Annotated in this window: 24 protein-coding genes; 17 read left to right on the top strand and 7 right to left on the bottom strand. The window is 67.2% G+C overall.

Going from position 1 to position 24,479, the window contains the following annotated elements; genetic code table 11:
* The first annotated feature begins 156 nt into the window (after positions 1 to 156).
* The 5 genes from GDR74_RS10865 (at position 157) to GDR74_RS18505 (ending at position 4,395) form a co-directional block, all read left to right on the top strand.
* Positions 157 to 2,160: an acetyl/propionyl/methylcrotonyl-CoA carboxylase subunit alpha gene (locus GDR74_RS10865; RefSeq protein ID WP_152586333.1), complete on the top strand. Its 2,004-nt coding sequence runs from the start codon at positions 157 to 159 to the stop codon at positions 2,158 to 2,160.
* A gap of 54 nt (positions 2,161 to 2,214) precedes the next feature.
* Positions 2,215 to 2,652 carry a DUF1489 family protein gene (locus tag GDR74_RS10860; RefSeq protein ID WP_152586332.1) on the top strand — a complete coding sequence of 146 codons (438 nt, stop codon included), beginning with the start codon at positions 2,215 to 2,217 and terminating at the stop codon, positions 2,650 to 2,652.
* A gap of 8 nt (positions 2,653 to 2,660) precedes the next feature.
* On the top strand, positions 2,661 to 2,930 hold the full coding sequence (locus GDR74_RS10855; protein WP_152586331.1) for a hypothetical protein: 270 nt from the start codon (positions 2,661 to 2,663) through the stop codon (positions 2,928 to 2,930).
* 156 nt (positions 2,931 to 3,086) lie between these two features.
* On the top strand, positions 3,087 to 3,383 hold the full coding sequence (locus GDR74_RS10850; protein ID WP_246179369.1) for a hypothetical protein: 297 nt from the start codon (positions 3,087 to 3,089) through the stop codon (positions 3,381 to 3,383).
* A 307-nt stretch (positions 3,384 to 3,690) separates the two neighbouring features.
* Positions 3,691 to 4,395, top strand: a complete 705-nt coding sequence (locus tag GDR74_RS18505) for a DnaJ domain-containing protein (protein ID WP_281349010.1) — start codon at positions 3,691 to 3,693, stop codon at positions 4,393 to 4,395.
* 74 nt (positions 4,396 to 4,469) lie between these two features.
* Here GDR74_RS18505 and GDR74_RS10840 read toward each other — a convergent pair whose 3' ends face one another.
* Positions 4,470 to 6,053, bottom strand: a complete 1,584-nt coding sequence (locus tag GDR74_RS10840) for a D-alanyl-D-alanine carboxypeptidase (protein WP_152586329.1) — start codon at positions 6,051 to 6,053, stop codon at positions 4,470 to 4,472.
* Positions 6,054 to 6,303: 250 nt separating this feature from the next.
* Here GDR74_RS10840 and GDR74_RS10835 point away from each other — a divergent pair, with 250 nt between their 5' ends.
* The 4 genes from GDR74_RS10835 to GDR74_RS10820 all read left to right on the top strand — a co-directional run bounded on the left by GDR74_RS10835 (position 6,304) and on the right by GDR74_RS10820 (position 10,006).
* Positions 6,304 to 6,639 carry a phasin family protein gene (locus GDR74_RS10835; protein ID WP_152586328.1) on the top strand — a complete coding sequence of 112 codons (336 nt, stop codon included), beginning with the start codon at positions 6,304 to 6,306 and terminating at the stop codon, positions 6,637 to 6,639.
* Between the two features lie 289 nt (positions 6,640 to 6,928).
* Positions 6,929 to 7,270, top strand: coding sequence for an ATP-dependent Clp protease adapter ClpS (gene clpS, locus GDR74_RS10830; RefSeq protein WP_152586327.1), 342 nt, complete (start codon positions 6,929 to 6,931; stop codon positions 7,268 to 7,270).
* 31 nt (positions 7,271 to 7,301) lie between these two features.
* Positions 7,302 to 9,761 carry an ATP-dependent Clp protease ATP-binding subunit ClpA gene (gene clpA, locus GDR74_RS10825; RefSeq protein ID WP_152586326.1) on the top strand — a complete coding sequence of 820 codons (2,460 nt, stop codon included), beginning with the start codon at positions 7,302 to 7,304 and terminating at the stop codon, positions 9,759 to 9,761.
* On the top strand, positions 9,758 to 10,006 hold the full coding sequence (locus GDR74_RS10820) for a hypothetical protein (protein ID WP_152586325.1): 249 nt from the start codon (positions 9,758 to 9,760) through the stop codon (positions 10,004 to 10,006). The genes clpA and GDR74_RS10820 overlap by 4 nt, the downstream gene beginning before the upstream one ends.
* A gap of 83 nt (positions 10,007 to 10,089) precedes the next feature.
* Here GDR74_RS10820 and GDR74_RS10815 read toward each other — a convergent pair whose 3' ends face one another.
* From GDR74_RS10815 to GDR74_RS10805, 3 genes are all read right to left on the bottom strand, one after another.
* Positions 10,090 to 11,274: a GNAT family N-acetyltransferase gene (locus tag GDR74_RS10815; RefSeq protein WP_152586324.1), complete on the bottom strand. Its 1,185-nt coding sequence runs from the start codon at positions 11,272 to 11,274 to the stop codon at positions 10,090 to 10,092.
* Positions 11,275 to 11,347: 73 nt separating this feature from the next.
* Complete coding sequence (locus tag GDR74_RS10810) at positions 11,348 to 12,100, bottom strand: glycerophosphodiester phosphodiesterase family protein (protein ID WP_152586323.1); 753 nt, start codon at positions 12,098 to 12,100, stop codon at positions 11,348 to 11,350.
* On the bottom strand, positions 12,097 to 12,567 hold the full coding sequence (locus GDR74_RS10805; RefSeq protein ID WP_152586322.1) for a RidA family protein: 471 nt from the start codon (positions 12,565 to 12,567) through the stop codon (positions 12,097 to 12,099). Before GDR74_RS10805 ends, GDR74_RS10810 begins: the two co-directional genes overlap by 4 nt.
* A gap of 130 nt (positions 12,568 to 12,697) precedes the next feature.
* Here GDR74_RS10805 and GDR74_RS10800 point away from each other — a divergent pair, with 130 nt between their 5' ends.
* Positions 12,698 to 13,540 carry a cell envelope integrity EipB family protein gene (locus GDR74_RS10800; RefSeq protein ID WP_152586321.1) on the top strand — a complete coding sequence of 281 codons (843 nt, stop codon included), beginning with the start codon at positions 12,698 to 12,700 and terminating at the stop codon, positions 13,538 to 13,540.
* Here the strand turns inward: GDR74_RS10800 and GDR74_RS10795 are convergent.
* Together GDR74_RS10795 and GDR74_RS10790 are read right to left on the bottom strand one after the other, a co-directional pair.
* Entirely contained in the window at positions 13,531 to 14,811 is a 1,281-nt protein-coding gene (locus tag GDR74_RS10795; protein WP_152586320.1) for a DNA polymerase IV, read from the bottom strand. The two genes, GDR74_RS10800 and GDR74_RS10795, sit on opposite strands and share 10 nt — an antisense overlap.
* An 8-nt stretch (positions 14,812 to 14,819) precedes the next feature.
* On the bottom strand, positions 14,820 to 15,110 hold the full coding sequence (locus GDR74_RS10790) for a DUF3572 domain-containing protein (RefSeq protein ID WP_152586319.1): 291 nt from the start codon (positions 15,108 to 15,110) through the stop codon (positions 14,820 to 14,822).
* 129 nt (positions 15,111 to 15,239) lie between these two features.
* On the opposite strand from GDR74_RS10790, the gene GDR74_RS10785 reads away from it, so the two are divergent.
* Together GDR74_RS10785 and GDR74_RS10780 are read left to right on the top strand one after the other, a co-directional pair.
* Positions 15,240 to 15,623 carry a response regulator gene (locus tag GDR74_RS10785; RefSeq protein ID WP_152586318.1) on the top strand — a complete coding sequence of 128 codons (384 nt, stop codon included), beginning with the start codon at positions 15,240 to 15,242 and terminating at the stop codon, positions 15,621 to 15,623.
* A 690-nt stretch (positions 15,624 to 16,313) separates the two neighbouring features.
* A complete protein-coding gene (locus GDR74_RS10780) occupies positions 16,314 to 16,523 on the top strand; it encodes a hypothetical protein (RefSeq protein ID WP_152586317.1) in 210 nt (69 codons plus the stop codon).
* Between the two features lie 370 nt (positions 16,524 to 16,893).
* Here GDR74_RS10780 and GDR74_RS10775 read toward each other — a convergent pair whose 3' ends face one another.
* On the bottom strand, positions 16,894 to 17,328 hold the full coding sequence (locus GDR74_RS10775) for a MarR family winged helix-turn-helix transcriptional regulator (protein ID WP_152586316.1): 435 nt from the start codon (positions 17,326 to 17,328) through the stop codon (positions 16,894 to 16,896).
* 60 nt (positions 17,329 to 17,388) lie between these two features.
* Between GDR74_RS10775 and hmgA the strand changes: the two genes are divergently transcribed.
* The 5 genes from hmgA (at position 17,389) to GDR74_RS10750 (ending at position 24,476) form a co-directional block, all read left to right on the top strand.
* On the top strand, positions 17,389 to 18,747 hold the full coding sequence (gene hmgA / locus GDR74_RS10770) for a homogentisate 1,2-dioxygenase (RefSeq protein ID WP_246179366.1): 1,359 nt from the start codon (positions 17,389 to 17,391) through the stop codon (positions 18,745 to 18,747).
* A gap of 8 nt (positions 18,748 to 18,755) precedes the next feature.
* Complete coding sequence (gene fahA / locus GDR74_RS10765; RefSeq protein WP_152586315.1) at positions 18,756 to 20,063, top strand: fumarylacetoacetase; 1,308 nt, start codon at positions 18,756 to 18,758, stop codon at positions 20,061 to 20,063.
* A gap of 428 nt (positions 20,064 to 20,491) precedes the next feature.
* On the top strand, positions 20,492 to 21,688 hold the full coding sequence (locus GDR74_RS10760; RefSeq protein ID WP_152586314.1) for an ABC transporter substrate-binding protein: 1,197 nt from the start codon (positions 20,492 to 20,494) through the stop codon (positions 21,686 to 21,688).
* 74 nt (positions 21,689 to 21,762) lie between these two features.
* On the top strand, positions 21,763 to 22,686 hold the full coding sequence (locus tag GDR74_RS10755) for a branched-chain amino acid ABC transporter permease (protein WP_152586313.1): 924 nt from the start codon (positions 21,763 to 21,765) through the stop codon (positions 22,684 to 22,686).
* 5 nt (positions 22,687 to 22,691) lie between these two features.
* Positions 22,692 to 24,476 (top strand): branched-chain amino acid ABC transporter ATP-binding protein/permease, encoded by a 1,785-nt coding sequence (locus GDR74_RS10750; protein WP_152586312.1) that lies wholly within the window; start codon positions 22,692 to 22,694, stop codon positions 24,474 to 24,476.
* Positions 24,477 to 24,479: the final 3 nt, after the last annotated feature.

Here is a 24,479-nt window from a genome sequence, read left to right as displayed (position 1 = left end):
TTCTCAGGGAGGTGGCCGGTTCCCGCTCGAGCATCGGACCCGAAGGGCCACGGCAGTGAACGCCGGACCCGTTCTTCGCTGACGCGGACCTCCGGTTCCGCGCGATGCGTCAGGTCTGCGGCAGGCGGGCTCCGGTCCCGAATGTGGGGAGGGCTTATGCTCGAGAGCGTCCTGATCGCCAACCGCGGCGAAATCGCCTGCCGCATCATCCGCACGGCCAAGCGGCTCGGCATGCGGACCATCGCGGTCCATTCCGAGGCGGATGCCGGCGCACTCTTCGTGCAGATGGCTGACGAGGCGCACCTCATCGGTCCGGCGCCCGCGCGGGAGAGCTATCTGCGCATCGACAGGATCATCGAAGCCGCCAGACGGTCCGGCGCGGCGTGCATCCATCCGGGCTACGGCTTCCTGTCCGAGCGGGCGGAGTTCGCCGAGGCCTGCGCCGCGGCGGGGATCGTGTTCGTCGGCCCGCCCGCATCTGCAATCGGTGCGATGGGCCTGAAGGATGCCGCGAAGGCGCTCGTGCAGCAGGCCGGCGTTCCCGTGGTGCCGGGCTATCACGGCGAGCGGCAGGATCCCGACTTCCTCCGGCAGAAGGCCGACGAGATCGGCTATCCCGTCCTCATCAAGGCGGTGGCCGGCGGCGGCGGCAAGGGCATGAAAAGGGTCGAGAGCGCGGCGGAGTTCGGCGCGGCGCTCGAGAGCGCCCAACGCGAAGCCGCGGGCGCCTTCGGCGATCCGCGAGTGCTGGTGGAGAAGTACGTCCTCTCGCCGCGGCACATCGAGATCCAGGTCTTCGCCGATGCCCACGGCAACGTGGTGCATCTCTTCGAGCGCGACTGCTCGCTGCAGCGCCGCCACCAGAAGGTGATCGAGGAGGCGCCCGCGCCGGGCATGACGCCCGAGATGCGGGCCGTCATGGGCAGGGCCGCCGTGGAGGCGGCGCGCGCGGTCGGCTATGTGGGCGCGGGCACCGTCGAGTTCATCGCCGATGGACGGGAAGGGCTTCGCCCGGACCGCTTCTACTTCATGGAGATGAACACGCGCCTTCAGGTCGAGCATCCGGTGACGGAGGCGATCACCGGCCTCGATCTCGTGGAGCTGCAGTTCCGCGTCGCGTCCGGGGAAAGGCTGCCCTTCACGCAGGGCGACCTCGCCATTCGGGGCCATGCGGTCGAGGCGCGCCTTTATGCGGAGGACCCGGAGCGGGAATTCCTGCCCTCCACGGGTAAGCTTTGGACGCTTGCCTTCCCGGAGAGCGAGGGGGTGCGGATCGACACGGGCGTCGAGGCCGGCGACGAGGTGACGCCGTTCTACGACCCGATGATCGCGAAGGTCATCGCACATGGGCCGACCCGCGAGGAGGCGCTGGAGAAACTGGCGCAGGCGCTCGGCGAGACCCTCGTCGCGGGCCCGAAGACCAACGTCGCATTCCTCAAGAAGCTGTGCGAGGCGCCGGAGTTCAGGGCTGGCCGTTTCGACACGGGCTTCATCGACCGCAATCTCGACGCGCTCGGTGCCGTGGCCCAGACGATCGATGCCGAGGCGGTGCGTCTCGGCGTGCTGAAGCTCGTCGACATGGAGTTCGATGCGCAGAGCTATCGCGCGTTCGCCGAGGGCGGTGCTCCGTCTTCGCCTTGGGACGAGTGCGACGGATTCCAGCTCGGCGGAGCGCGCCGTCAGAACTTTCCCGTGGATGTCGACGGCGAGCGTATCGATGCGGTCCTGGAATGGACGAGGGTGGGCGGCGCACAGGGGAACTCCGACGTGACCGTCACCTGGGGGGGAGGGACATCGAGCCTTCTCGGGGACTACATGGAAGCGGACATGCGCCGCTTCGTCCAGACGGACCAGGGCGTCATCGTCCTCAGCGAAGGCCGGCAGACCCGCGTCTCGCCCTACGATCCGTTCGATGTGGACCTGGAGCATCTCAACGGCGGCAACGTGGTCAAGGCGCCCATGCACGGCAAGCTCGTCGCGCTGTTCGTGAAGCCGGGCGAGCGCGTCGAGAAGGGGCAGCGGCTCGCCGTCGTCGAAGCGATGAAGATGGAGCATGCGCTCGTCGCGCCTGCCGACGGGGAGGTGGAGGAGATCGCCGCCGAGCCGGGCGCGCAGGTGGCGGAAGGGGCGCGCCTCATCGTCCTCAGGACGGAGGGTTGAGATGCGGCGCCGCGTCCGGTTCTCGCGCCGCCTCCTCCATGATTTGATCCTCCCATGCCGCTTCATCTGATCAAGCTCTGCGTCGGCTGCGACTCGATCGCGGATCTCGAGGAATGGATCGAGGAGAACCGGGCGCACCACCGGCGCCTGGGGCGCGACTACGAGCAGACGCACACCACGCGCATGGTGCCCAAACGCGTCGAGGAACTGCTCGACGGCGGCTCGCTGTACTGGGTGATCCGCGGGCAGGTGGCCTGCCGGCAGCGGCTTCTCGACGTCCGGCCCTTCACCGACGCCGACGGGGTCGGCCGGTGCAGGCTCGTCCTGGAGCCGAAGGTCGTCCCGGTCGAGCCGAGGCCTTATCGACCGTTCCAGGGCTGGCGCTATCTGGCGGCCAAGGACGCCCCGCGCGACATCGGCGGCCGGGGCGGCGACCTCGCGGCGATGCCGGAGGAGATGCGCCGCGAACTGGCGGAACTGGGGCTCCTGTGACCATGGCGATGAGAAGACCTTCCCTCGCGGGGGCCGCGCTGGTCCTCGTTCTCGTCCCGGCCGTGCAGGCCTTCGCATCGGAGTGCCGCATGCCGAAGGCCCCGGCGGGAGTCGAGCTCCAGGTGCCGCCGGAATGCCGCCAGCCCGCGGCGCCGGAGCGCAGCAGGCGCGAATCGCGCGAGAGCCTTGCGGGCGAAGGCGGCTTCGTCGACCTCGGCAATGGCACGAAGGTGCGAATCGGAGGGCGCGTCCGGGCGGAGGTGGGCGTCGGGCCTTAGTCTTTCGGACCATCCTGCCTCCATGGAACTCCGGCGCTGCGATTCGCATTGGCTTCGCAGTTCGGTTGAGTGGAGGTTGCGATGCTTCTGACCGCATCTGAGGGCCGTCACTGGCGTTATGAAGTGTGCGAGCACGCGGACGGTTACCTCGTCCAAATGCGCGATCTCGAAACGGGCGACTTGGACGAGGAATTCTCCACCATCTTTCGAACCCTTCCCGTCGCTTTCGCCTATGCGGAGATGTCCGCAGCCTATGAGCGCTATGCCGCGTCCGAACTCGACACCGTGGAGGATGAGCAGATCGAGTTCGAGCAGATCGAGTTCGACGTGGAGGCGACGGAGCGCCATTTCATCGATCTGAGCGACCGCCTCCAGGACGTGGGAATCAACGGGGGCGCCGTTCAGGCCTGGGAGCGCGAACGGCAGCGCAGCTCCATCCGTCTTCTGCACTGAGGATTCTTGTCCCGCCTTTCGGGCGGCATCGCCTTCGGCGCCGGCGCTCACGCCCGGCGCCGATTCGTTCATCGTACGCAGCGGGCCCTGAGCCCCACTTCGAGGGGGAGTGTTCCTCGAACTGTCGCCCGGATCCATCTCGACGCTCCGATCCCGGAGCGTCCGTGCGGCGACAGCGCCTGAATGCCGCAGCCGCATCCCCGGACCGCATAGGGCTGGCCGTGGGCGGGCCAGCTGTGCGAGGCTGCCGACTCGTCCATTTACATCCGATCGATCGCCGCCCAAATCTGGAGCGGGAACGAAGAACATGACGCTGCTCTACGGGATTGCCCTCGCCGCTCTGGTCTGGTGGCTCGCCAGGGTTTTCGTGCGCACCGACGCCGCCGCCGTCGCGCGGGCGCTCAAGACCGTTGCCGCCGTCGCCGCCCTCGGCGCGGCCGTGCTGCTCGCAGCCCGGGGACGGTTCGACATGGCCCTGCTCCTCGGCGGCTTTGGCGCCTGGGCCCTGGGCTGGAGCGGAGTGCGGATGCCCTGGCGGCGGGAGAGCCGCGGGCCAGGCCGATTCTCGCGCTTCCGGTCGGCCATGATCGAGATGGAGATCGACCACGCCACCGGGGCGATCGGCGGCCTCGTCCTGGCCGGGACCCATGTGGGGCGCAGCCTGGCGGATCTCGATCAGGCGGGCCTGCGCAAGGTCTACGAGGAGTGCTGCGCCTTCGACCCGGAGGGCGTGGCGCTCCTAGAGGCTTATCTTGACCGCCGGTTTTCCGGTTGGCGTGAATACGCTCAGCGCGATGGCGACACGCGGACGCGCACTCATGCGCAGACGGGCGCGATGTCGAAAGAAGAAGCCTATCAGGTCCTGGGGCTTCAGCCGGGCGCGAGCGTCGATGAGATCCGACAGGCGTATCGGACGCTCATGAAGAAACTCCATCCCGACCAGGGGGGGACGGCGCACCTGGCGGCGCGGGTGAACGAAGCCAGAGAGATCTTGTTGAGCCGACATCGCTGATACTCCACGCGCGATCCGGTATTCGGGGCGACGGCACGAAACGCATGCCGCCGCGGGTCACATCGGCCGCCCCGTCAGGAGCTGCGGGCCGCGAAGCAGGCGAAGCCGCTCTTCTTGAGGGCCTTGCACGCCCGTTCGGCATCCTCGGACTCTTCGAAGCCGGAGAAGCGGGCGCGGTACAGGGTGGCGCCCTTCTGGACCACCTTCTCGGTGAAGGGCGAGGCCTTGGCGAGGAGGCGGCCGCTCTTGGCGCGGGCGGCGTCCAGCATGGCCTTGGCCTTGTCCTCGTCGTCCGTCGCGCCGAGCTGGATCACCCAGCCGGTCACGGCGGGCCGCGCGGCGGGCTTGGGCTCGGGAGCCTCGGCCTTCAGGGCCGCGGTCTTCACCGGCGCAGCCGCGGAGGCCGTCGTCGCGGGGGCGGCCTTCTCGATCTTGGCGAGGAGCGCGGCCTTTTCCCTGTCGCTCGGCCCGGTGTCGGTCTCGACGGCCGCATAGGCCTGGGTGTTCGCAGGGAGGGCTTGAGGTCCCTTCTGCCAGCGGAGCTGGGAGCCGGAGGAGGGCGTCGTGGTGGTGCTCGCGCCGGCGGCGGAGGCGACGACCGGGCGCAGGCTGTTCAGGTCCAGCGGCTTGCGGGCGGGCGGCGGAGGAGCGGCAGGCTCGGGAGCCGCGGCGGCCTCGACCTTCACGCTCGGGCTCGGCGAGGCGTCGGCCACGACCACTGGCTGGGCGGCAGGCTGGGCCGCGACGGCGGTTTCCGTGACCGGGGGCGCGGTGCGGGCCCCGGCGTAGGCCCGCGGCAGGTGCTCCTCGATGAGGGCGGCCATCTGCCGGTCGCGCAGGGCGGCCGAGCGGCCGCCGAGGACCACCGCGACGATGCTACGGGTGTCCGTGTTGACCGAGGTCAGCAGGTTGAAGCCGGAGAGGCGGGTGTAGCCGGTCTTGATTCCATCCACGCCCTCGACCCGGCCGAGGAGCCGGTTGTGCCCGCGAATCGTGCGCGAGCCGTACTGGAAGGACGTGGTCTGGAAATACGGGAAGTACTTGGGAAAGCGATCCTGGATCGCCCGTCCCAGCACCGAGAGGTCCCGGGCCGTGGTGATGTTCGGCGGCGAGTGGGGGAGGCCGTGGGGATTGTAGAAGGTCGTGGAGTTCATGCCGAGCTCCCGGGCCTTGCGCGTCATCTGGCGGGCGAAGGCATCCTCGGAGCCGGCGAGATTCTCGGCGACCACGACGGAAACGTCATTGGCGGAAAGGGTCACCATCGCCTTGATCGCGTCCTCGACCTCGATGGTCGAGCCGGGGCGGAGGCCGAGCTTGGTGGGGGCCTGGGAGGCGGCGTATTCCGATACGGTCAGCGGCGAGTCGAGGCGCAGCCTCCCGCGCTCGAGCTGCTCGAAGAGGAGATAGAGGGTCATCACCTTGGTGATGGAGGCGGGAATGCGCGGCGCGTCGACGTTCTCGCCCTCGAGGATCCTGCCGGTCTTGGCGTCCACGACGATGGAGGCATAAGGGGGGCTGTAGCCGCCGCCCCTGGACTTGCGGCGGGCCGCCTCGGCCGGGGTGCCGAAGGCGACCGCCACGGAGGCGGCCACTCCGACCAAGGCAACCCACTTGCGGCGTCCGACCCAAGGTCCGACCCAAGCGCGAACCGAATTCATCCTGCTGGCGTCCCTGTCTTCGCTGGTCTCAGGCTCCGTACCGGCCGCTCCTTCATAGAGATCGTTGCCGGCACAACACACTCTCGAACCGTAGGGGTTTGCGGTTACGGGCGGGTTAACGGGGGCGGTTTCCGGGGAGGTCTTTGTGCGCTGCACAATTCCGTTGACAATTTTTGTGCAGTGCATATATTGCCCCTGTCGCATCTGGCGAAGCTTTTCGCCAGCGGAAAGTTAACAGCTGAGGTTCAAGATGATCCAGCCCTTCGACCAGTTGCAGAAACTCGGCCAAGAGCAGTTCGATGCCGCCATCAAGGTGGCGGGCACCCTATCGCGCGGCGCGCAGACGCTTGCCGCGGATTCCGCGGAGCTTGCCCGGAAGACCTTCGAGCACGGTTCCACAGCCGTCGAGCAGCTGCTCGGCGTCCGGACCCTCGACAAGGCGATGGAGATCCACGTCGACTTCGTCCGCAAGTCCTACGACGGGCTCGTGAGCCACTCCGCCAAGGTCGGCGAGTTCTACTCGACCCTCGCCACCGAGGCGTTCAAGCCCTACGAGAAGCTGGTGTCGAAGGCGGTTTCGGCCTGACGCCTCCCGCACCGACCGACGGTTTCGATGCCCGGCCCTGCGCCGGGCATTTTTGTGTCTGGGCCCTATGGCCAAGATGTCGCTCTTTCGGGCACGGCTGCGACGACCCATCTGGTTGATCTAGCGAACCGATCGGAGCGACTATACATTTGGTGATGCCTCGCGACCTTTGGGGATTCCAGGCATGTGGGCCGGAAAAGCGCGAGGTCGGAGCCAGATGAAGAGGGTCGGTCGAACAACCATGCTGCGGATACCACAGGGCGCTTCGGTGCGATCGCAGGCGTTTCCGATGTCCGGTGCCGGATCCCAGTCACCCGGCGGCGGGGACGATGGCCGGACGGGCACGGCCATCGTGACAAAGACCAAGCCCAGGACGAAACGACCCAACCTGTACCGCGTTCTTCTTCTGAACGACGACTACACGCCCATGGAGTTCGTGGTGCACGTGCTCGAGCGCTTCTTCAACAAGAACCGGGAGGACGCGACCCGCATCATGCTCCATGTTCACCAGAACGGCGTGGGGGAGTGTGGAGTTTTTACCTACGAAGTGGCGGAGACGAAGGTGACGCAGGTGATGGATTTCGCCCGCAAGCACCAGCATCCGCTCCAGTGCGTAATGGAAAAGAATTAGCCGAGATCGCAATCTCTTAAAGGATAAGCCGTTGCCGAGCTTTTCTCGCAGTCTTGAACAAGCCCTTCACCGGGCCCTCGCCCTGGCCGGCGAGCGCCGCCACGAATACGCGACCCTGGAGCACCTGCTCCTCGCCCTGATCGACGACCAGGACGCGGCGGCGGTGATGCGCGCGTGCAACGTCGATCTCGACCTCCTTCGCCGCAACCTCGTGGAATACGTGGATACGGAACTGGCGAACCTGGTCGCCGACGGGCGGCAGGATTCGAAGCCGACCGCCGGTTTCCAGCGGGTCATCCAGCGGGCGGTCATCCATGTGCAGTCCTCGGGCCGGGACGAGGTGACGGGCGCCAACGTGCTCGTGGCCATCTTCGCGGAGCGGGAGAGCCATGCCGCCTATTTCCTGCAGGAGCAGGACATGACCCGCTACGACGCGGTCAACTACATCAGCCACGGCATCGCCAAGCGCCCGGGCCTCAGCGAGGGGCGTACCCCGCGGGGCACCGAGGAGGAGTCGAGCGAACGTCCGGCCTCGGACGAGTCCGACGCCCGGGCCAAGAAAAAGGGCGATGCCCTCGAGGCTTACTGCGTCAACCTCAACAAGAAGGCGAAGGACGGCAAGATCGACCCGCTTATCGGCCGCGAGGCCGAGGTCCAGCGCACGATCCAGGTCCTGTGCCGCCGCCAGAAGAACAACCCGCTTCTCGTCGGCGATCCGGGCGTCGGCAAGACCGCCATCGCGGAGGGTCTCGCCCGCAAGATCGTGCGGGGCGAGGTGCCGGAGGTCCTGAAGGACGCCACCGTCTTCGCCCTCGACATGGGCACCCTGCTCGCCGGCACCCGTTACCGGGGCGACTTCGAGGAGCGCCTGAAGCAGGTGATGAAGGAGATCGAGGCGCATCCCAACGCCATCATGTTCATCGACGAGATCCACACGGTGATCGGCGCGGGCGCTACCTCGGGCGGCGCGATGGACGCCTCCAACCTCCTCAAGCCCGCCTTGGCCCAGGGCACCCTGCGCTGCATCGGCTCCACGACCTACAAGGAGTACCGCCAGTACTTCGAGAAGGACCGGGCCCTCGTCCGCCGCTTCCAGAAGATCGACGTGAACGAGCCGACGGTTCCGGACGCGATCGAGATCGTGAAGGGGCTCAAGCCCTACTTCGAGGAGTTCCACAAGCTCCGCTACACCAACGAGGCGGTGAAGGCGGCGGTGGAATTGTCGGCCCGATACATCAACGACCGCAAGCTGCCGGACAAGGCCATCGACGTGATCGACGAGACCGGCGCGTCCCAGATGCTCCTGCCGGAGAACCGCCGCAAGAAGACCATCGGCGTCAAGGAGATCGAGGCGACCATCGCCACGATGGCGCGCATCCCGCCCAAGACCGTCTCCAAGGACGATGCGGAGGTCCTGGCGAATCTTCAGGGCACCCTCAAGCGGGTGGTCTACGGCCAGGACAAGGCCATCGAGTCCCTGACCTCGGCCATCAAGCTCGCCCGCGCCGGCCTGCGGGATCCGGAAAAGCCCATCGGCGCCTACCTGTTCGCCGGCCCCACCGGCGTGGGCAAGACCGAGGTGGCGAAGCAGCTCGCGCTCTCCCTCGGGGTCGAGCTCCTGCGCTTCGACATGTCGGAGTACATGGAGCGCCACACGGTCAGCCGCCTCATCGGCGCGCCTCCCGGCTATGTGGGCTTCGACCAGGGCGGCCTGCTGACCGACGGGGTTGACCAGCATCCCCACTGCGTCCTCCTCCTCGACGAGATCGAGAAGGCGCATCCGGACCTGTTCAACATCCTGCTCCAGGTCATGGACCACGGGAAGCTGACGGACCACAACGGCAAGCAGGTGGATTTCCGCAACGTGATCATCATCATGACCACGAATGCGGGCGCCGCCGACATGGCTCGCCCGGCCTACGGCTTCACCCGCACCAAGCGGGAGGGCGACGACACGGAGGCCGTGAACAGGCTCTTCTCGCCCGAGTTTCGCAACCGCCTCGACGCGATCATCTCCTTCGGCCACCTGCCGAAGGAAGTGGTGCAGAAGGTCGTGGACAAGTTCGTCCTGCAGCTCGAGGCCCAACTGGCCGACCGCAACGTCACCATCGAGCTCACCGACGAGGCGCGGGACTGGCTGGTCGAGCACGGCTACGACGAGGCCATGGGCGCCCGTCCGATGGCCCGCCTGATCCAGATGACCATCAAGACCCCGCTCGCGGACGACGTGCTGTTCGGCCGCCTGAAGGACGGCGGCGCCGTCCGGGTCGTGGTGAGGACGGACGAGATCGGGCTCCAGACCCTCGGCTTCGAGTATCTGGAAGGGCCGGTGAAGCCAAGGCCCGAGAAGGACGTCACCGCCAAGCGGAAGCCGCGGGCCAAGTCGGCCGCGGGGACGAGGACGAAAAAGTCCGTGAAGCCCAAGGGATCCGGTGGTAATGGGGGCGGAGGCATCCGCACCGTTCCGAAGGTTCCCCTGGTTAAGGCATGACGACCGAGCTGCACGAAGGTCCCCTCGAGGCCGCCCCGACGATCGCGAAGGCGAAGCCGACCTGGCGCGAGCAGCGCCGGATCCGGCGTCGCCGGCGGATCTGGTTCGAGGAGATCCTGGGCTGGATCCTCGTCCCGATCATCGTGCTGGGCTGCTATTGGGCGGTCGAAACGGCCATGAATGCGATGGGCACCTCCGTCTCGACGGTCGTAGACGGCGTAAAGGCCATCCTTCACGCGCTCTGAACTCCCTTCGTCGTTCAACGAAAGAGGCCCGTTCCTTTGCCGGAGCGGGCCTCTTTCGTCATGCGCGGCGCTCGCGGGCGGCCTCAGTCCTGCTCGTCCCTCGGCTGCCGGAAGGGAGTGGCGGCGGACAGTTCCGCGGCGACCTCGGACACGTAGCTGCGCTCCCGGTCGAGATAGGCCTTCACCGCCCGCGCCAGGGACGCATCCGCGAAGTCGTGGGCGGAGGAGGTGATCACCGGACGGTAGCCGCGTGCCAGCTTGTGCTCGCCTTGCGCACCGGCCTCCACCCGGTCGAGGCCGCGGGCGATGGCGAAGTCGATGGCCTGGTAGTAGCAGACCTCGAAGTGGAGAAAGGGGTGGTCCTCGATGCAGCCCCAGTTGCGGCCGTAGAGCCGCTGGTCGCCGATGAGGTTGAGGGCTCCGGCGATGTAGCGCCCGTTCCGCTTCGCCATGACGAGCAGGATCCGTTCCGCCAGGCGCTCGCCGAGGAGGGAGAAGAAGGACCGGTTGAGATAGGGGCGGCCCCATTTGCGCGAGCCGGTATCCATGTAGAAGGCGAAGAAGGCGTCCCAGTGATGCTCCCGGATGTCGCCGGCGGTGACCCATTCGACGGCGATTCCGTTCGCGAGCGCGTCGCGGCGCTCCCGCCGGATCGCCTTGCGTTTGCGCGAGGCGAGGGCGCCGAGGAAATCCTCGAAGCTGCCGTAGCCCTCGTTGAACCAGTGGAACTGCTGGTCGTCCCGCCGCAGGAACCCATGGGAGGTCAGGGCGGAGAGGTCCCGTTCCTGGAGAAAGGTCGCGTGGACCGAGGAGGCGCCGGTCTCCTCCCGCAGGGCGCGCAGGCCCGCGACGAGATGGGCGCGGACCGCTCCCTCCGGGTCCCTGGCCGCCAGCAGGCGCGGCCCGCCGACCGGCGTGAAGGGGATCGAGACCTGAAGCTTCGGGTAGTAGTGCCCGCCGGCGCGGGCATAGGCATCCGCCCAGGCATGATCGAACACGTATTCGCCCATGGAGTGGGACTTCAGGTAGCAGGGAGCGGCGCCCTGGAGCGTGCCCGCCTCGTCCTCGACCAGAAGATGGAGCGGCGACCAGCCTGTCCTGGGGCCGACGCAGCCCGCCTCCTCGAGCGCCGAAAGGAAGGCATGGGACACGAAGGGATTGAACGGATCGTCCGACCCGGCGGCATTGTCGCCGCCCATGGCGCAGGCATCCCAGTCGGCGGCCGGGACCGCTTTCAGGCTGGTGGCGATTTTGACCTGGAACGTCACGATGGAGGAGGGCCCCGCCGGTGCTCCCCTAAGCTAGGGAGACGGCGGGGCCGTTGCAATCGGGCGCGCCGTCTCAGGGAAGGAAGCCCTCGAACACCATCTGGTCCGCGTGCTTCTCGGCCCGTGCCCGGTCTTCCGGGTTGCGCACGGTCCAGGTCATGACGGGCAGGTGGCCCAGGAGCCGGCTCAAATAGGTCGAGGCGCAGGGCAGGTCCTTCACGCGCCAGGACAGGAAGTGCGGCTGCGTCTCCTCGAAATGCAGCAGGTTCGCGAACCGGTGCTTCTGCTCCGGCGAGAGGAAGCTGTCGGATTTCGAGGCATATTCCAGTTCGCCGATGAAGCCGCGCGTGATGCCGGGCGCATGCCGGCGGAGATAGGCCACGATGTCCGGGTCGAAGGACTTCACCACGAAGGGACCGGAATAGTCGCTCAGGATCTCGACGACGCGCTTCGCCAGGCGCATGTCGCCATTGAACCGGCTCTTCACCTCGATCACGAGCGGCGTGCGTCCTGCTATCCTGGCCAGGTAGTCCTTGAGGGAGGGGATCTTGTCCCCGCCCTTGGCGCCGGCGATGCCGAGGTCGACGAGTTCGGAGAGCCTGCGCTCCGCGACGAGGCCCGTCCGGCCGGTCAGGCGGTCGAGCTCGAAATCGTGGAACACGATGGCTTCCTCGTCGGCGGTCAGCTGAACGTCGAGCTCGATGGGGAAGCCGCGGGCGATGGCGGCTTCCGCAGCCGCCAGGGTGTTCTCGATCACGCCGTTTGCTTTGTCATGGAGGCCGCGATGGGCGATGGGCTTCGCGACGAGCCAGGAGGGCGTGCTCATTGAACCTCGAACATTCCTTCGACCTCGACGCAGGCATCGAGGGGCAGTTCCGCGACGCCGACCGTGGAGCGGGCATGGCGGCCCTTGTCGCCCAGGGCCTCGACCATCAGGTCGGAGGCGCCGTTCATCACCGGGGCGAGGCCGGCGAAGGTGGGCACCGCATTGATGAACCCGCCGAGGCGCACGCAGCGCACCACCCGGTCGAGATCGCCGACGGCCGCCTTCAGCTGGGCGAGCAGGTTGATGGCGCAGAGGCGGGCGGCCTCCTTGCCGACCTCCGGAGAGACCTCGGCCCCGAGCTTGCCCTTGTGTGCGTCGGCGAGCTTGCCATCGAGGCCCAGGCAGAGCTGGCCGGAGATGACGACGAGGTTGCCCGTGCGGACGAACGGCACGTAGTTGGCCACCGGGGCGGCCGGAGTCGGCAGGGCGATGCCCATGCCTTCGAGTTTCTTTTCGACTGCGCTCATGTAAGCCTCGGAGTGCGATGGTCCGGCCGAGTTGTGGCGGATGAGTCAGACGGACGCAAGCTTGAACATTGCCGTGTCCGCAGGAGCCTTCTATCTTTGAGGCGAGAAGGCCAGAAAGCCAGGAGGACCCATGCGCTCCCTGTTGACGGCGTCGAGCCTCGCTCTCGCCCTGCTGCCGTTCCCGGCCCTGGCGGAGGCGGGCAAGCCCCCGGTCGCGCTGGTCGCCCACCGGGCGGTCTACGACCTCTCCCTGGTGCGGTCCGAGGGCGCCCGCGGCCTGGATGGGGCGCGGGGCCGGATCGCCATGGATTTCGCGGGCGACGCCTGCGAGGGATATACCCTGAAGTACCGCCAGGTGACCGTGCTCGACAGCAGCGAGACGGGAACGCGCACCCTCGACACCCAGACCGCCACCTTCGAGACCGGCGACGGCCAGTCCATGCGGTTCAAGACGGTTTCCACGGTCGGCGGGCGGAACGGAGACGGGGTCGACGGCGATGCGCGGCTGAAGCCGGACGGCTCCCTCGACGTGACGCTCAAGCAGCCCAAGCGCGCGAACTTCTCGGCCGGCGGGAGGGCGATCTTCCCGACGGAGCACCTCAAGCGCCTGATCGAGGCGGCCCGCAACGGCGAGACCACCCTCACCGTCAAGGTCTACGACGGCTCCGACGACGGCAGGAAGGTCTACGACACCCTGGCGGTGATCGGGCGCCGGATCGACGGCGGGGCGGCGAACCTGGAGGGGGCGGTCCGCCAGCCCGCGCTCGAAGGGGTGCCGCGCTGGCCCGTGACGGTGAGCTATTTCACGGAGGGCTCCGGCGACCGGACGCCGGCCTACAAGGTCTCGTTCGAGCTCTACGAGAACGGCATCAGCCGGGCGCTCCGGCTCGACTATGGCGATTTCACCCTGAAGGGCGAACTCCAGAGCCTCCAGATCCAGGCCGCCCAGAAGCAGAGCGCCTGTCAGCGCTGAGGCTTGGGCGGGCTGTTGCGGAGGACGATGCCCTTCTGCAGGGCGTCGGCGCCGAACTTCTCGCGGATCCGGTCGATGGCCGATTCCATGTGGGCCTGCCGGACCACGCTCTGGTCGGCGAGGTCGCCCCTGTCCGCCTCCGCCGCATCGCAGAGGTCGGCGGCCCCGATGCCGATGAGGCGATAGGCGGTGCCGTCGCAGGCGGCCTTCAGCATCTGCCGGCCGTTCTCGAACAGGCGCTGCGCGAGCTGGGTTGCGGGCAGTCCCGAGCGGGTGCGGGTGAGGAGCCGGAAATCCCTGTCCTTGAGCTTCAGGGTGACGCTGCGTCCCGCAAGGCCGGCGGCCTTCAGGCGCCGCGACACCTTCTCCGACAGCCGCCACAGGACCGGCTCCAGGTCGTCGAAGGAGCGCAGGTCCCGCTCGAAAGTGATTTCCGCCGAGACGCTCTTGGTCTCCCGCTCGGTCTTCACCGGCCGTTCGTCCTCGCCCCTGGCGAGCCGCGACAGGCGCTGGGCATCGCGGCCGAGGGCCTCGAACAGCACCTTGGGCGGGACATCCCGCAACTGGCCGATGGTGGCGACGCCCGCCTTCGCCAGCCGGCTCTGCGCCGAGGCGCCGATGCCGGGAATGATCGAGACCGGCTTGCCCGCGAGGAAATCCGCAGCCTCGTTCCGGCCGATGATGGAGAAGCCGCGGGGCTTCTCGAGGTCCGAGGCGATCTTCGCAAGGAATTTGTTGTAGGACAGGCCCACGGAGACGGTGATCCCGAGTTCCTCCTCGACGCGCAGGGCGAATTTCGCGAGGGTGAGGGCGGGGCTGCCGTGATGCAGGCGTTCGGTGCCGGACAGGTCTAGGAAGGCCTCGTCGATGGAGACCGGCTCCACCAGCGGGGTCAGCTCGAGCATCATCTCCCGCACGGCGCGCCCGGCGATGCGGTACTTCTCGATGTTCGGCTTGATCACCACCGCATGGGGGCAGGCCTGCAGGGCCTTGAACATGGGCATGGCCGAGCGCACGCCGTAGGTGCGGGCCACGTAGCAGGCGGTGGAGACGACCCCGCGCTTGCCGCCGCCGACGATCACCGGCCTGTCGGCGAGGCTCGGGTCGTCCCGCTTTTCCACGGCGGCGAAGAACGCGTCGCAGTCCACGTGCGCGATCGCCAGCGCGTCCCGCTCCGGATGGCGGAGCAGGCGAGGGGACCCGCAGGCGCCGCAGCGCTCTGCGGCCGGGGCGCTCAGGGTCAGGCAATCGCGGCAGAGGGGTCCGCTCACGGTGGCGCCTATTCGAACTCCGAGGGCGACAGGGTCCGCCGCGCCTCCATGATCCGCTCGGGGACGGTCTCCATCTCCTGCGCGAGGGCGATCAGCAGCGGCTCGTCGGCGGCGACGTAGTCCAGGATCCCGGCGAGGAAGCCGGGCAATGCCGCCGCCGCCCGGATCGTCTGCGCCTGCAGCCCGGACACGGCCATGAACCGGCCCAGGCGCTCCTCGTCGGCGGCGATCCGGGAGAAGGCTTCGAGCGCTACGCGTTCGGCTTCCTCTGCGGAAATTTTCTTGGCGGCTGGTTTCATGGCGAAAGGTTTCGTCGCGACTGGTTTCATGGGCAGGATTTGCATTTCATCAATAGGTTTCAATCTACGGTCATCATCGGATGAAGTGGCAGGCCGGGGAAGCCGGTTGGGAGCCCTGGGACAGCGGCAATGAAGAAGACCGTGCTCATCGTTGAGGACAACGAACTCAACATGAAGCTTTTCAACGATCTCCTCGAGGCGCACGGCTATGCCACCCTCAAGACCGGGCATGGCATCGAGGCCATGGAGCTGGCAAGGGCCCACAAGCCGGACCTGATCCTCATGGACATCCAGCTGCCGGAGGTCTCGGGCCTGGAGGTCACCCGCTGGCTCAAGGCGGACGAGGAGCTGAAGTCGATCCCCGTCATCGCGATCACCGCCTTCGCCATGAAGGGGGACGAGGAACGGATCCGCGAGGGAGGTTGCGAGGCCTATCTCTCCAAGCCCATCTCCGTGGCCAAGTTCCTGGCCACCGTGAAGACCTATCTCGACGCCGATGCGCCCCGGTCCTGATCGGTCGGGCGTGCGGCTTTGGTTCGATTTTTTCCGCAAAACGATTCTTGTTTTCCACAATTCTCGTGCTAGCCTCCGCCAAATTCCCGCATTTGGGCCCCTTTGCGCGCTTGCGCTCCCGAATGTTTCCTATATGTTCATGCCAGATCCTCCGCTAGAGCGGAGCAGGCATGCCCTACGGATGCTCAGGTCCGCCGCATCTCCTGGGACTTCGTAGGCTCGGCCAGCTGGAGGCGGGACGTTGCCTCCTCAACACCGTCGCCAGCTGGCCACCTCTCTCCTTCTTGCGAATCTCTCCAGCCATCGGTAGGGGCGCCCTTCCGGCCCCCACGGACTCACGCGTGGCTTGCAGGTGCGGTCCGGGTGCCACGCGCCGGATCCGCCCATGGCCGAGAGCCGGATCCTGTGCCAAGCCGATCCGCGGTGCGATCGGCTTGGCGCCTCTTCTGAAGGATGCCGGTGCGGAAAATGGCGTTATGCTTAACCGTTCCTGAAAATTGTCGCCGCTCCGTCTAGTCATAGGCTGTCGGATGGCTGCGAAATCCTTCCCGTAACAAGCCTATAGACCGTTGACGGCATGTATTCCCTCGACACAACCGGGTGACGGTGGGGACCTTCTACGAAACTTTTACTATTCCGCGGCCATGCTCCTCCCACATTGTCTCCGCCAGCGACGGGAGGGTTCTTTCCATGAGCGGCCATTGGAATACGCAGGATACGATCACGGAAGAGCGCCTGACGAAGGCCCTGGAGGTCCTGTCCTCCGTCGTCGCGGAGCATGGCGAGAAGCATCTTCCGCTGCTCCGGATGATCGAGGGGCAGCTCGCCCAGCTCCGGGCCCGCAAGGAGCGGCGCGAACAGGCTCCTGCGCTGCCCGAGACCATGGAGAAGGTCGCGTAGGGCGCGGAACGCTCCCCTTAGAGCATCGGACGCGAACGCGAACTCACGTCCGATGCGCCAGGCTTTTGATTTCGAGCATCTTTTCGCGCAAAACCGGTTCCCACTTTTGCGCTCGATGCTCTAGCCTCTCAACGGGACCGGAATCCGCCCGCCGGGCGGATCCTCCGCAGGCGCGGCACGCGGGCCGGGCGCCCGTTCTGATTACCCAGTCATCACCGTTGCGCGTTCGGGCACCGGGGCGCACTCTTGTCGACAGCTGCTTTCTGCAGCGGCAGCGGGCAAGCCCGGGAGACGGCACGGATGGACTGCCCTCCCGGGCTCGTCATTTTCAGGCGGCGCCCGTCGCCTTCGGACCTGCCGGTTCGGCCTCTCAGGGCACGCCGAGAATCTTCTCGATCCGGTCGAGCGCGGACAGGAACGGACCCGCTTCCGCTCCGAGTTCCTCGAGGATCCGCTTCTCGAAGGCCAGCGCCTTCGGCACGATCTGCTGATACACCCTGCGACCGAGCGCCGTGAGGGTGAGAAGCTCCTCCCGCCGGTCCTCCTCGCTCTCCTCCCGCTTCAGCCAGCGCCGCTCCTCCAGAGCCCGCACGGCGCGACTCACCTTGGTCTTGTGCATGGAGGAGTGGCGGCCGATGGCCTTGGCGCTGATCCCGTCCGATTGCCCGAGGGTCGCCAGCACGCGCCATTCCGGAATCGTGAGGTCGTGATGCGGGCCGTAGACCGAGCGGAAATCCTGCGAGATCGCGGCGCCGATCCGGTTGAGGCGATAGGGGAGAAACCGCTCGAGCTGAAGGGTTGCCATGGCGTTGTTGGTTACAAAAGTAACGGTTACAAGTTGGACCAATTCTAGGAGGTGACGACCATGAATGTCCAGAATCCGTCCTTCAAGACCCAGGCCGCCGTCCTGCAGGAGACCGCCCTGCAGCCCGGCTACATGTCCGGCTTCGGCAACGGCTTCGAGACCGAGGCGCTGCCCGGCGCACTGCCCGTCGGCCGCAACTCGCCGCAGAAATGCCCTTACGGCCTTTATGCGGAGCAGCTCTCCGGCTCGCCCTTCACGGCGCCACGCACCACCAACGAGCGCTCGTGGCTCTACCGTATCCGTCCGACCGTGAGTCATTGGAGCGAGTTCCGAAAGGCCGATATCGGCCTCTGGCGGACCGCTCCCGCACCGGAGGTGGAGGTGCCGATCGGCCCCATGCGGTGGGACCCGATTCCGCTGCCCGAGGGACAGGTGTCCTTCCTCGAAGGCATCCGCACCATCACCACAGCGGGCGATGCGGCCACGCAGGCCGGCATGGGCACCCATGTCTACCTCATCACCCGCTCCATGGTGGACGAGTATTTCTACAATGCCGACGGCGAGATGCTGTTCGTCGCCCAGCAGGGCTCCATCAGGCTCTGGACCGAGTTCGGCATCATCGACATCGAGCCGGGCGAGATCGCCGTCATCCCGCGCGGCATGAAGATCCGCGTCGAGCTGCACGACGGGCCGGCGCGGGGCTATATCTGCGAGAACTACGGCGGCGCCTTCACCCTGCCGGAGCGCGGGCCCATCGGTGCCAACTGCCTGGCCAACCCGCGCGACTTCCTCACCCCCGTTGCGGCCTACGAGGACAAGGACGCGCCGTCGAAGCTCTACGTGAAGTGGGGCGGCTCCCTGTGGGTGGCGGACATCGAGCACTCGCCGCTGGACGTGGTGGCGTGGCACGGCAACTACGCGCCCTACAAGTACGACCTGCGCCGCTACTCGCCGGTCGGGCCGGTCCTGTACGACCACGCGGATCCCTCGATCTTCACGGTGCTGACCTCGCCTTCGGAAACGCCCGGCACCGCGAACGTCGACTTCGTCATCTTCCCGGACCGCTGGCTCGTCGCCGAGAACACCTTCCGTCCGCCGTGGTACCACATGAACGTCATGAGCGAGTTCATGGGGCTGATCTACGGCGTGTACGACGCCAAGACCGGCGGCGGCTTCGTGCCCGGCGGCATGTCGCTGCACAACACCATGCTGCCGCACGGGCCGGACGTGGACGCGTTCGAGAAGGCGAGCAATGTCGAGCTCAAGCCGCACAAGCTGGAGGGGACGATGGCCTTCATGTTCGAGACCCGCTTCCCGCAGCGCGTGACGGCCTTCGCGGCGCAGACGGAGTCGCTGCAGAAGGACTACGGAGCCTACGGCCGCAAGCTCAACAAGCACTTCAACCCGAACAAGAGATAAGCCGGTCGATGGTTCAGCTCGATCAAACCCACGATCCGAAGCGCGAAAGCTGGGTGCACTCGGCCAACGGCCATCCCGACTTCCCGATCCAGAACCTGCCGCTCGGGGTGTTCAGTCCCCGGAACGGCGGGCCCCGGGGCGGGGTCGCCATCGGCGACAGCATCCTCGACCTGCCGGCCGCCCTCGCGGCCGGCCTCTTCACGGGGGAGGCGGCACAAGCGGCGGAGGCCGCCTCGGGCCCGGCGCTCAACGGGTTCCTCGCCCTCGGCGCGGGGCCGCGTCGGGCCCTGCGGGCCAGGCTTTCCGAGGTCCTCGCCAAGGACAGCCCGGACCGGGGCAGGGCGGAGGCGTGCCTGCACGCCGCCGCCGACTGCACGCTGCATCTGCCTGCGCGGATCGGCGACTACACCGACTTCTACGTCGGCATCCACCACGCCACGAATGTCGGCAAGCAGTTCCGCCCCGACAATCCGCTCCTGCCGAACTACAAGCACATTCCCATCGGCTACCACGGCCGCGCCTCCTCGATCCGGCCCTCCGGGACTCCGGTGAAGAGGCCGCGCGGGCAGACGAAGCCGCCGGATGCGGCGGCGCCTGGCTTCGGACCGAGCCAGCGGCTCGACTACGAGCTCGAACTCGGCGTCTGGGTCGGTCCGGGCAACGGTCTCGGCGAGCCGATCCCGGTGGCGGAGGCCTCTGCGCATGTGGGTGGCTACTGCCTCCTGAACGACTGGTCCGCGCGGGACATCCAGGCCTGGGAATACCAGCCCCTCGGCCCCTTCCTCGCCAAGAATTTCGCGAGCACCGTCTCGCCCTGGATCGTCACCCCTGAGGCGCTGGCCCCCTTCCGGATTCCCCAGCCCCGCCGGCCGGAGGGCGATCCGGAACCGCTGCCCTATCTCATCGACGAGGCCGACAAGAAGGCGGGGGCGCTCGACCTCGAACTCGAGGTTCTCCTCATCACGCCGGGACTGCGCGAGAAGGGGCTGCCGCCCCATCGCCTCGCCCTGTCCAACGCACGGCACATGTACTGGACGGTCGCGCAGATGATCGCGCACCACACCTCGAACGGCTGCAACCTGCAGCCGGGCGACCTGCTCGGCACCGGGACGATCTCGGGGCCGGACCTGACGAGCTGCGGCAGCATTCTGGAGACGACGCAGGGCGGAAAGAACCCCGTCGTCCTCGCCTCGGGCGAGGAGCGCCGCTTCCTCCTGGACGGGGACGAAGTGATCCTTCGCGCCCGCGGGCGCCGCGACGGGTATGCCTCCATCGGCTTCGGCGAATGCCGGGCCGTCATCCTTCCCGCCGGCTGAGAGATCCTCGTCGCACGACCGGTCCCGAGACGATCCGGAGCCGAGACGGATCCTCCGCGAGTGGCGCCGCCGTGATGCGGCGCCATTATCGCTTGCGCTGCCTTCCCTCAACTCCGGCCCCCATCGGCGGAGGCTCCAGGCGTTTGTCTATTGCAAACGCGTTCGTTGTGAGCTACCAGTTAGGGAAGCTCTGACAAAGGAGTGCCAACAACAAGAAGCTGATGGGAAGGAACGCCTAGCATCCGGGACGGCCGGTTCTCGGCCGCCGCCATGGGCGACATGCGCCGGCGCGCGATCCCTCCCTTCGGTTCAACCTTTCGCAGCCTGATGGGCGAACGACCTGTCGCAGGTCTCGCCGCGGCCTTGGGCCCGTTCAACCGGACGGGCCATGAGCCGGAACCGAACAGAATCCGAAGAGGGATGGATACATGACGCCTAAGAACGCAGCCCTGAAAGCAATCCTGCTGAGCGGCGCTCTCGCCGTTTCGTCGGCAGCCTACGCGCAAGAGATCAAGATCGGCTTCAACGGCGATCTCTCGGCGTCGCCGTCCGCGCAGAGCGGGCAGGCGGGCGTGCTCGGCATCCAGGCCGCCATCGACGACATCAACGCGGCGGGCGGCGTCCTCGGCCGCAAGCTGACGCTCGTGGTGCGCGACGATCTTTCCCAGCCGCCGAAGTCGATCCAGAACATGAGCGACCTGATCGACAACGAGAAGGTCGTCGCCGTGCTTGGTCCGACCAATTCCGGCAACGCGCTCGCCTGGAAGCACATTCCGAACCAGAAGAAGAACCCCTCCATCGGCTGTATCGGCTCGGCGACCGACATCACCAAGCCCGGCAGCGCCAATGCCGAGAACTACATGTTCCGCGTGTCGATGGTGGACCGGGCGCAGGTCGCGGGCCTCATCGCCTATGCCAAGAACAATCCCTCCACGAAGAAGGTCGGCTTCCTGGTCGAGACCACCGGCTACGGCCAGGGCGGCCTCAAGGACCTCCAGGAACTTGCGGAGGCCAAGGGGCTGAAGTCGGTCGCGGTGGAGAAGTTCGGCGTGAACGACACCGACATGACCTCGCAGCTCAACAAGATGAAGGCGGCGGGCGTAGACACGGTTCTCGTCTGGGCGCAGGGCACGCCGATCGGCCAGCTCGTCCGCAGCATGGAGAAGATCGACTACTTCCCCCTGACGCTCACCTCGTGGTCGTCGGACAACGCGAGCTTCTTCGACACGGCGGGCAAGGCCCTCGCCGAGAAGCCGATCTTCATGCGCACGATCACGGAAGACCGTACGCCGAAGCAGCAGCAGCTCTACGACCGCCTCGCTCCCAAAATGGCGTCTAAGAGCGCCTTCAGCTTCGCGGCTCACTGCTACGACGCCCTCATGATCACCGCGGCTGCGATCAAGCAGGCGGGCAGCACGGACGGCGCCAAGATGCGCGAGGCGCTGGAGAACCTCCAGGCTCCGGTGGAAGGCATCATGAAGACCTACAACAAGCCCTTCTCGCCGGCCGAACATGAGGCCCTCACCGCTGCCGACTACCGGTGGACGCGCTGGAAGGACGGCAAGCTCGTCTCCTACAGCGACGACGTGGTGAAGGCGCTCAAGCCTTCCGACTTCGCGCAATAAGCTCTTCGTATCGAAACGGACCCGCCGGTCTCCGGTCCGACGGGTCCGGGATTCTCCACCGTTGGAGCGCGCCCATGCTGGACGTCTACATCCAGACCCTGCTGAGCGGTCTCGCGGTCGGGGGCGTCTACGCCCTGATCGCCCTGGGTTTCAGCATCACCTTCACGACCACCAAGACGCTCAACTTCGCGCAGGGCGAGTTCATCTCCTTCGGCGCCTTCGTGGGCGTGACGGTGCTCCTCCTCCTGTCCGGTCTCGCGAGCGCGACGACCGCCGTGCCGGGCGAGGCTGCGGCCGGGTGGCGCTATCCGGCGGCGGTGATCGTCGCGGGCGTGGTCGCCGGCTTCATGGGAATCCTCATCTTCCTGCTTGCGGTCCGGCCCTTCGCGGGCAAGGGCGGCATGAACTGGGTGATGAGCACCATCGGCTTCGGCGTGATCCTCCAGAGCCTCGGCCTCGCCGTCTGGGGGCCCGCGCCGGTCATGGTGCCGTCGCCGCTCGGCGACGACGTCCTTCGCATCGGCGGAGCGGGCGTCCGGCCGCAGGAGTTGCTGGTGCTCGCCTGCGCCATCCTCATCATGCTCGCCCTCGACCTGGTGATGCGCCGGTCGCGGATCGGCAAGGCGATGATGGCGGTGGCCCATTCGCCGCAGACCGCGAGCCTCATGGGCATCAACGTCACCCTGGTCATGGTCGGCGCCTTCGCCCTGTCCAGCGGGCTCGCCGGCGTGGCGGGCGTCCTCATCGCGCCCATCGCCTCGGCGTCCCTGTTCATGGGCATGGGCTTCGCGCTCAAGGCCTTCTCGGGCGCCATCATCGGCGGCCTCAACAACCCGCGCGGCTGCATCTACGGCGGCTTCATCCTCGGTGTGTTCGAATCGGCCGTCGGCCTCTGGCAGGCGCAGTGGCGCGAGATCGTCGTCTTCGGGCTGATCATTCTGGTTCTGGCGTTCCGCCCGGCAGGCCTCTTCGGCCAGGCCGCCGTCGACAAGGTGTAGTTCGCATGCGCCACATCATCGGATCCGTCGCGCTCGTGGCCGTCCTGGCGGCGGCCGCCTCGTTCATCCAGAATGAATTCTATCTGCGCACGCTGTTCATGATCTGCGTCTACTTCCTGTGCGCCGCGGGCATGAACGTGCTGCTGGGCTTCGCCGGCCAGAAATCCCTCGGCCAGGCCGGCCTCTTCGCGGCGGGCGCCTATGCGGTCGCGCTGCTCACCACCCGCTACGAAGTCGGTCCCTGGATCGCCCTCGTCCTGGCCTGCGCAGTCTCGGCCTTCTTCGGCATCCTGATCGCCGTGCCCTCCCTGCGGGTGCGGGGGCCGAGCCTCGCCATGGTGACCCTCGCCTTCGGCATCGTCATCGAGAAGCTGGTGACGGAGGGCTCCGAGGTGTTCGGCGGCGCCATGGGAATCTACGCGATCCAGCCGCTCCACATCGGAGGCGTGCCGTTCACGATGGTCCAGTGGGTCTGGTTCGGCCTGCTGCTGTGCCTCGTCACCCATCTTCTGCTGCGCAATCTCCTGCGCGGGCGCTACGGACGCGCCTTCCTGTCCCTCCAGGCCGACGAGATCGCCGCGGGCGCGGTAGGCGTCGCCGTTTATCGCTACAAGGTGCTGGCCTTCGTCATCGCAGCCGTCACCTGCGGCCTCGCCGGCGCCCTGGTGGCCCAGCAGAACCAGTACATCAATTCCGACTTCATCAACTTCCACCTGTCGGTGTTCATCCTCCTGCTCGTCCTCTTCGGAGGCAGCGGATCCCTCTACGGCCCGCTGCTCGGTTCGGTGACGCTGGTCATCATCGGCGCGCTCGTGGCGCGCTGGACCTGGATCGAGCACTTCGTCAACGGCGCGCTCCTGCTGTTCGCCCTCTATGCGATGCCGAAAGGGTTGGCCGGAGTGTTCGGCAGCCTGTTCCGGAAGCTGGGGGTCGGATCGCACGGCGCTTCCGCTCTGTCGCCGGGCGCAGGCCGGGCCGCGCCGAGGCTGCCGACGCGGGCGGTTCCCAAGTCGGCTTCGGCGGGGCTGCTCAGCGCCGAAGCCCTGAACAAGGCCTTCGGCGGCGTGGTGCCGGCGAAGGACGTCTCGGTCCTGCTGACCGAGGGCCACATCCATGCGCTCATCGGGCCGAACGGCGCCGGCAAGAGCACCTTCATCAACATGCTCACCGGCATCATCCAGCCGGATCGCGGCAAGGTCACCTTTCTGGGCTCCGACATCACGCGCCAGACGGTCCACGACATCTGCCGGCACGGGGTTGCCCGCACCTTCCAGAACCTCCGCCTCTTCAAGGATCTGTCGGTCCGCGAGAACGTCCTGCTCGGCCAGCATTCGCGGATGCGCAACGGCTTCCTCTCCTCCCTGCTCGGCCTGCCGAAGGCGTGGCGCGAAGAGGCGAAGGCGCTGGAGAAGGTGAACGGGATCCTCGCCTTCACGGGCCTGTCGCAATACGCCGACGCGCCGGCGGGCAGCCTCGCCTACGGCCTCCAGCGCCGGGTCGAGCTGGCGAGGGCCCTGGCGTCGGAGCCGCTGCTCCTCCTCCTCGACGAGCCCGCCGCCGGATTGAACCCGCAGGAGACGGCGGAACTCGGCCAGCTCCTGGTGCGAATTCGCGACGAGGGCATCACCATTCTCCTGATCGAGCACCACATGGACTTGGTCATGTCCATCTCGGACCACGTGATCGTCCTCGATTACGGGCAGAAGATCGCCGAGGGCGCGCCGAGCAAGGTCCAGGCGGATCCGCGGGTCATGGAAGCCTATCTCGGCACGACCGTCGAGGCGGCCTGAGGG

Source organism: Microvirga thermotolerans, assembly GCF_009363855.1.
In the GTDB taxonomy this organism is placed as follows: domain Bacteria; phylum Pseudomonadota; class Alphaproteobacteria; order Rhizobiales; family Beijerinckiaceae; genus Microvirga; species Microvirga thermotolerans.
This window is presented reverse-complemented; position numbering and strand designations above follow the sequence as displayed.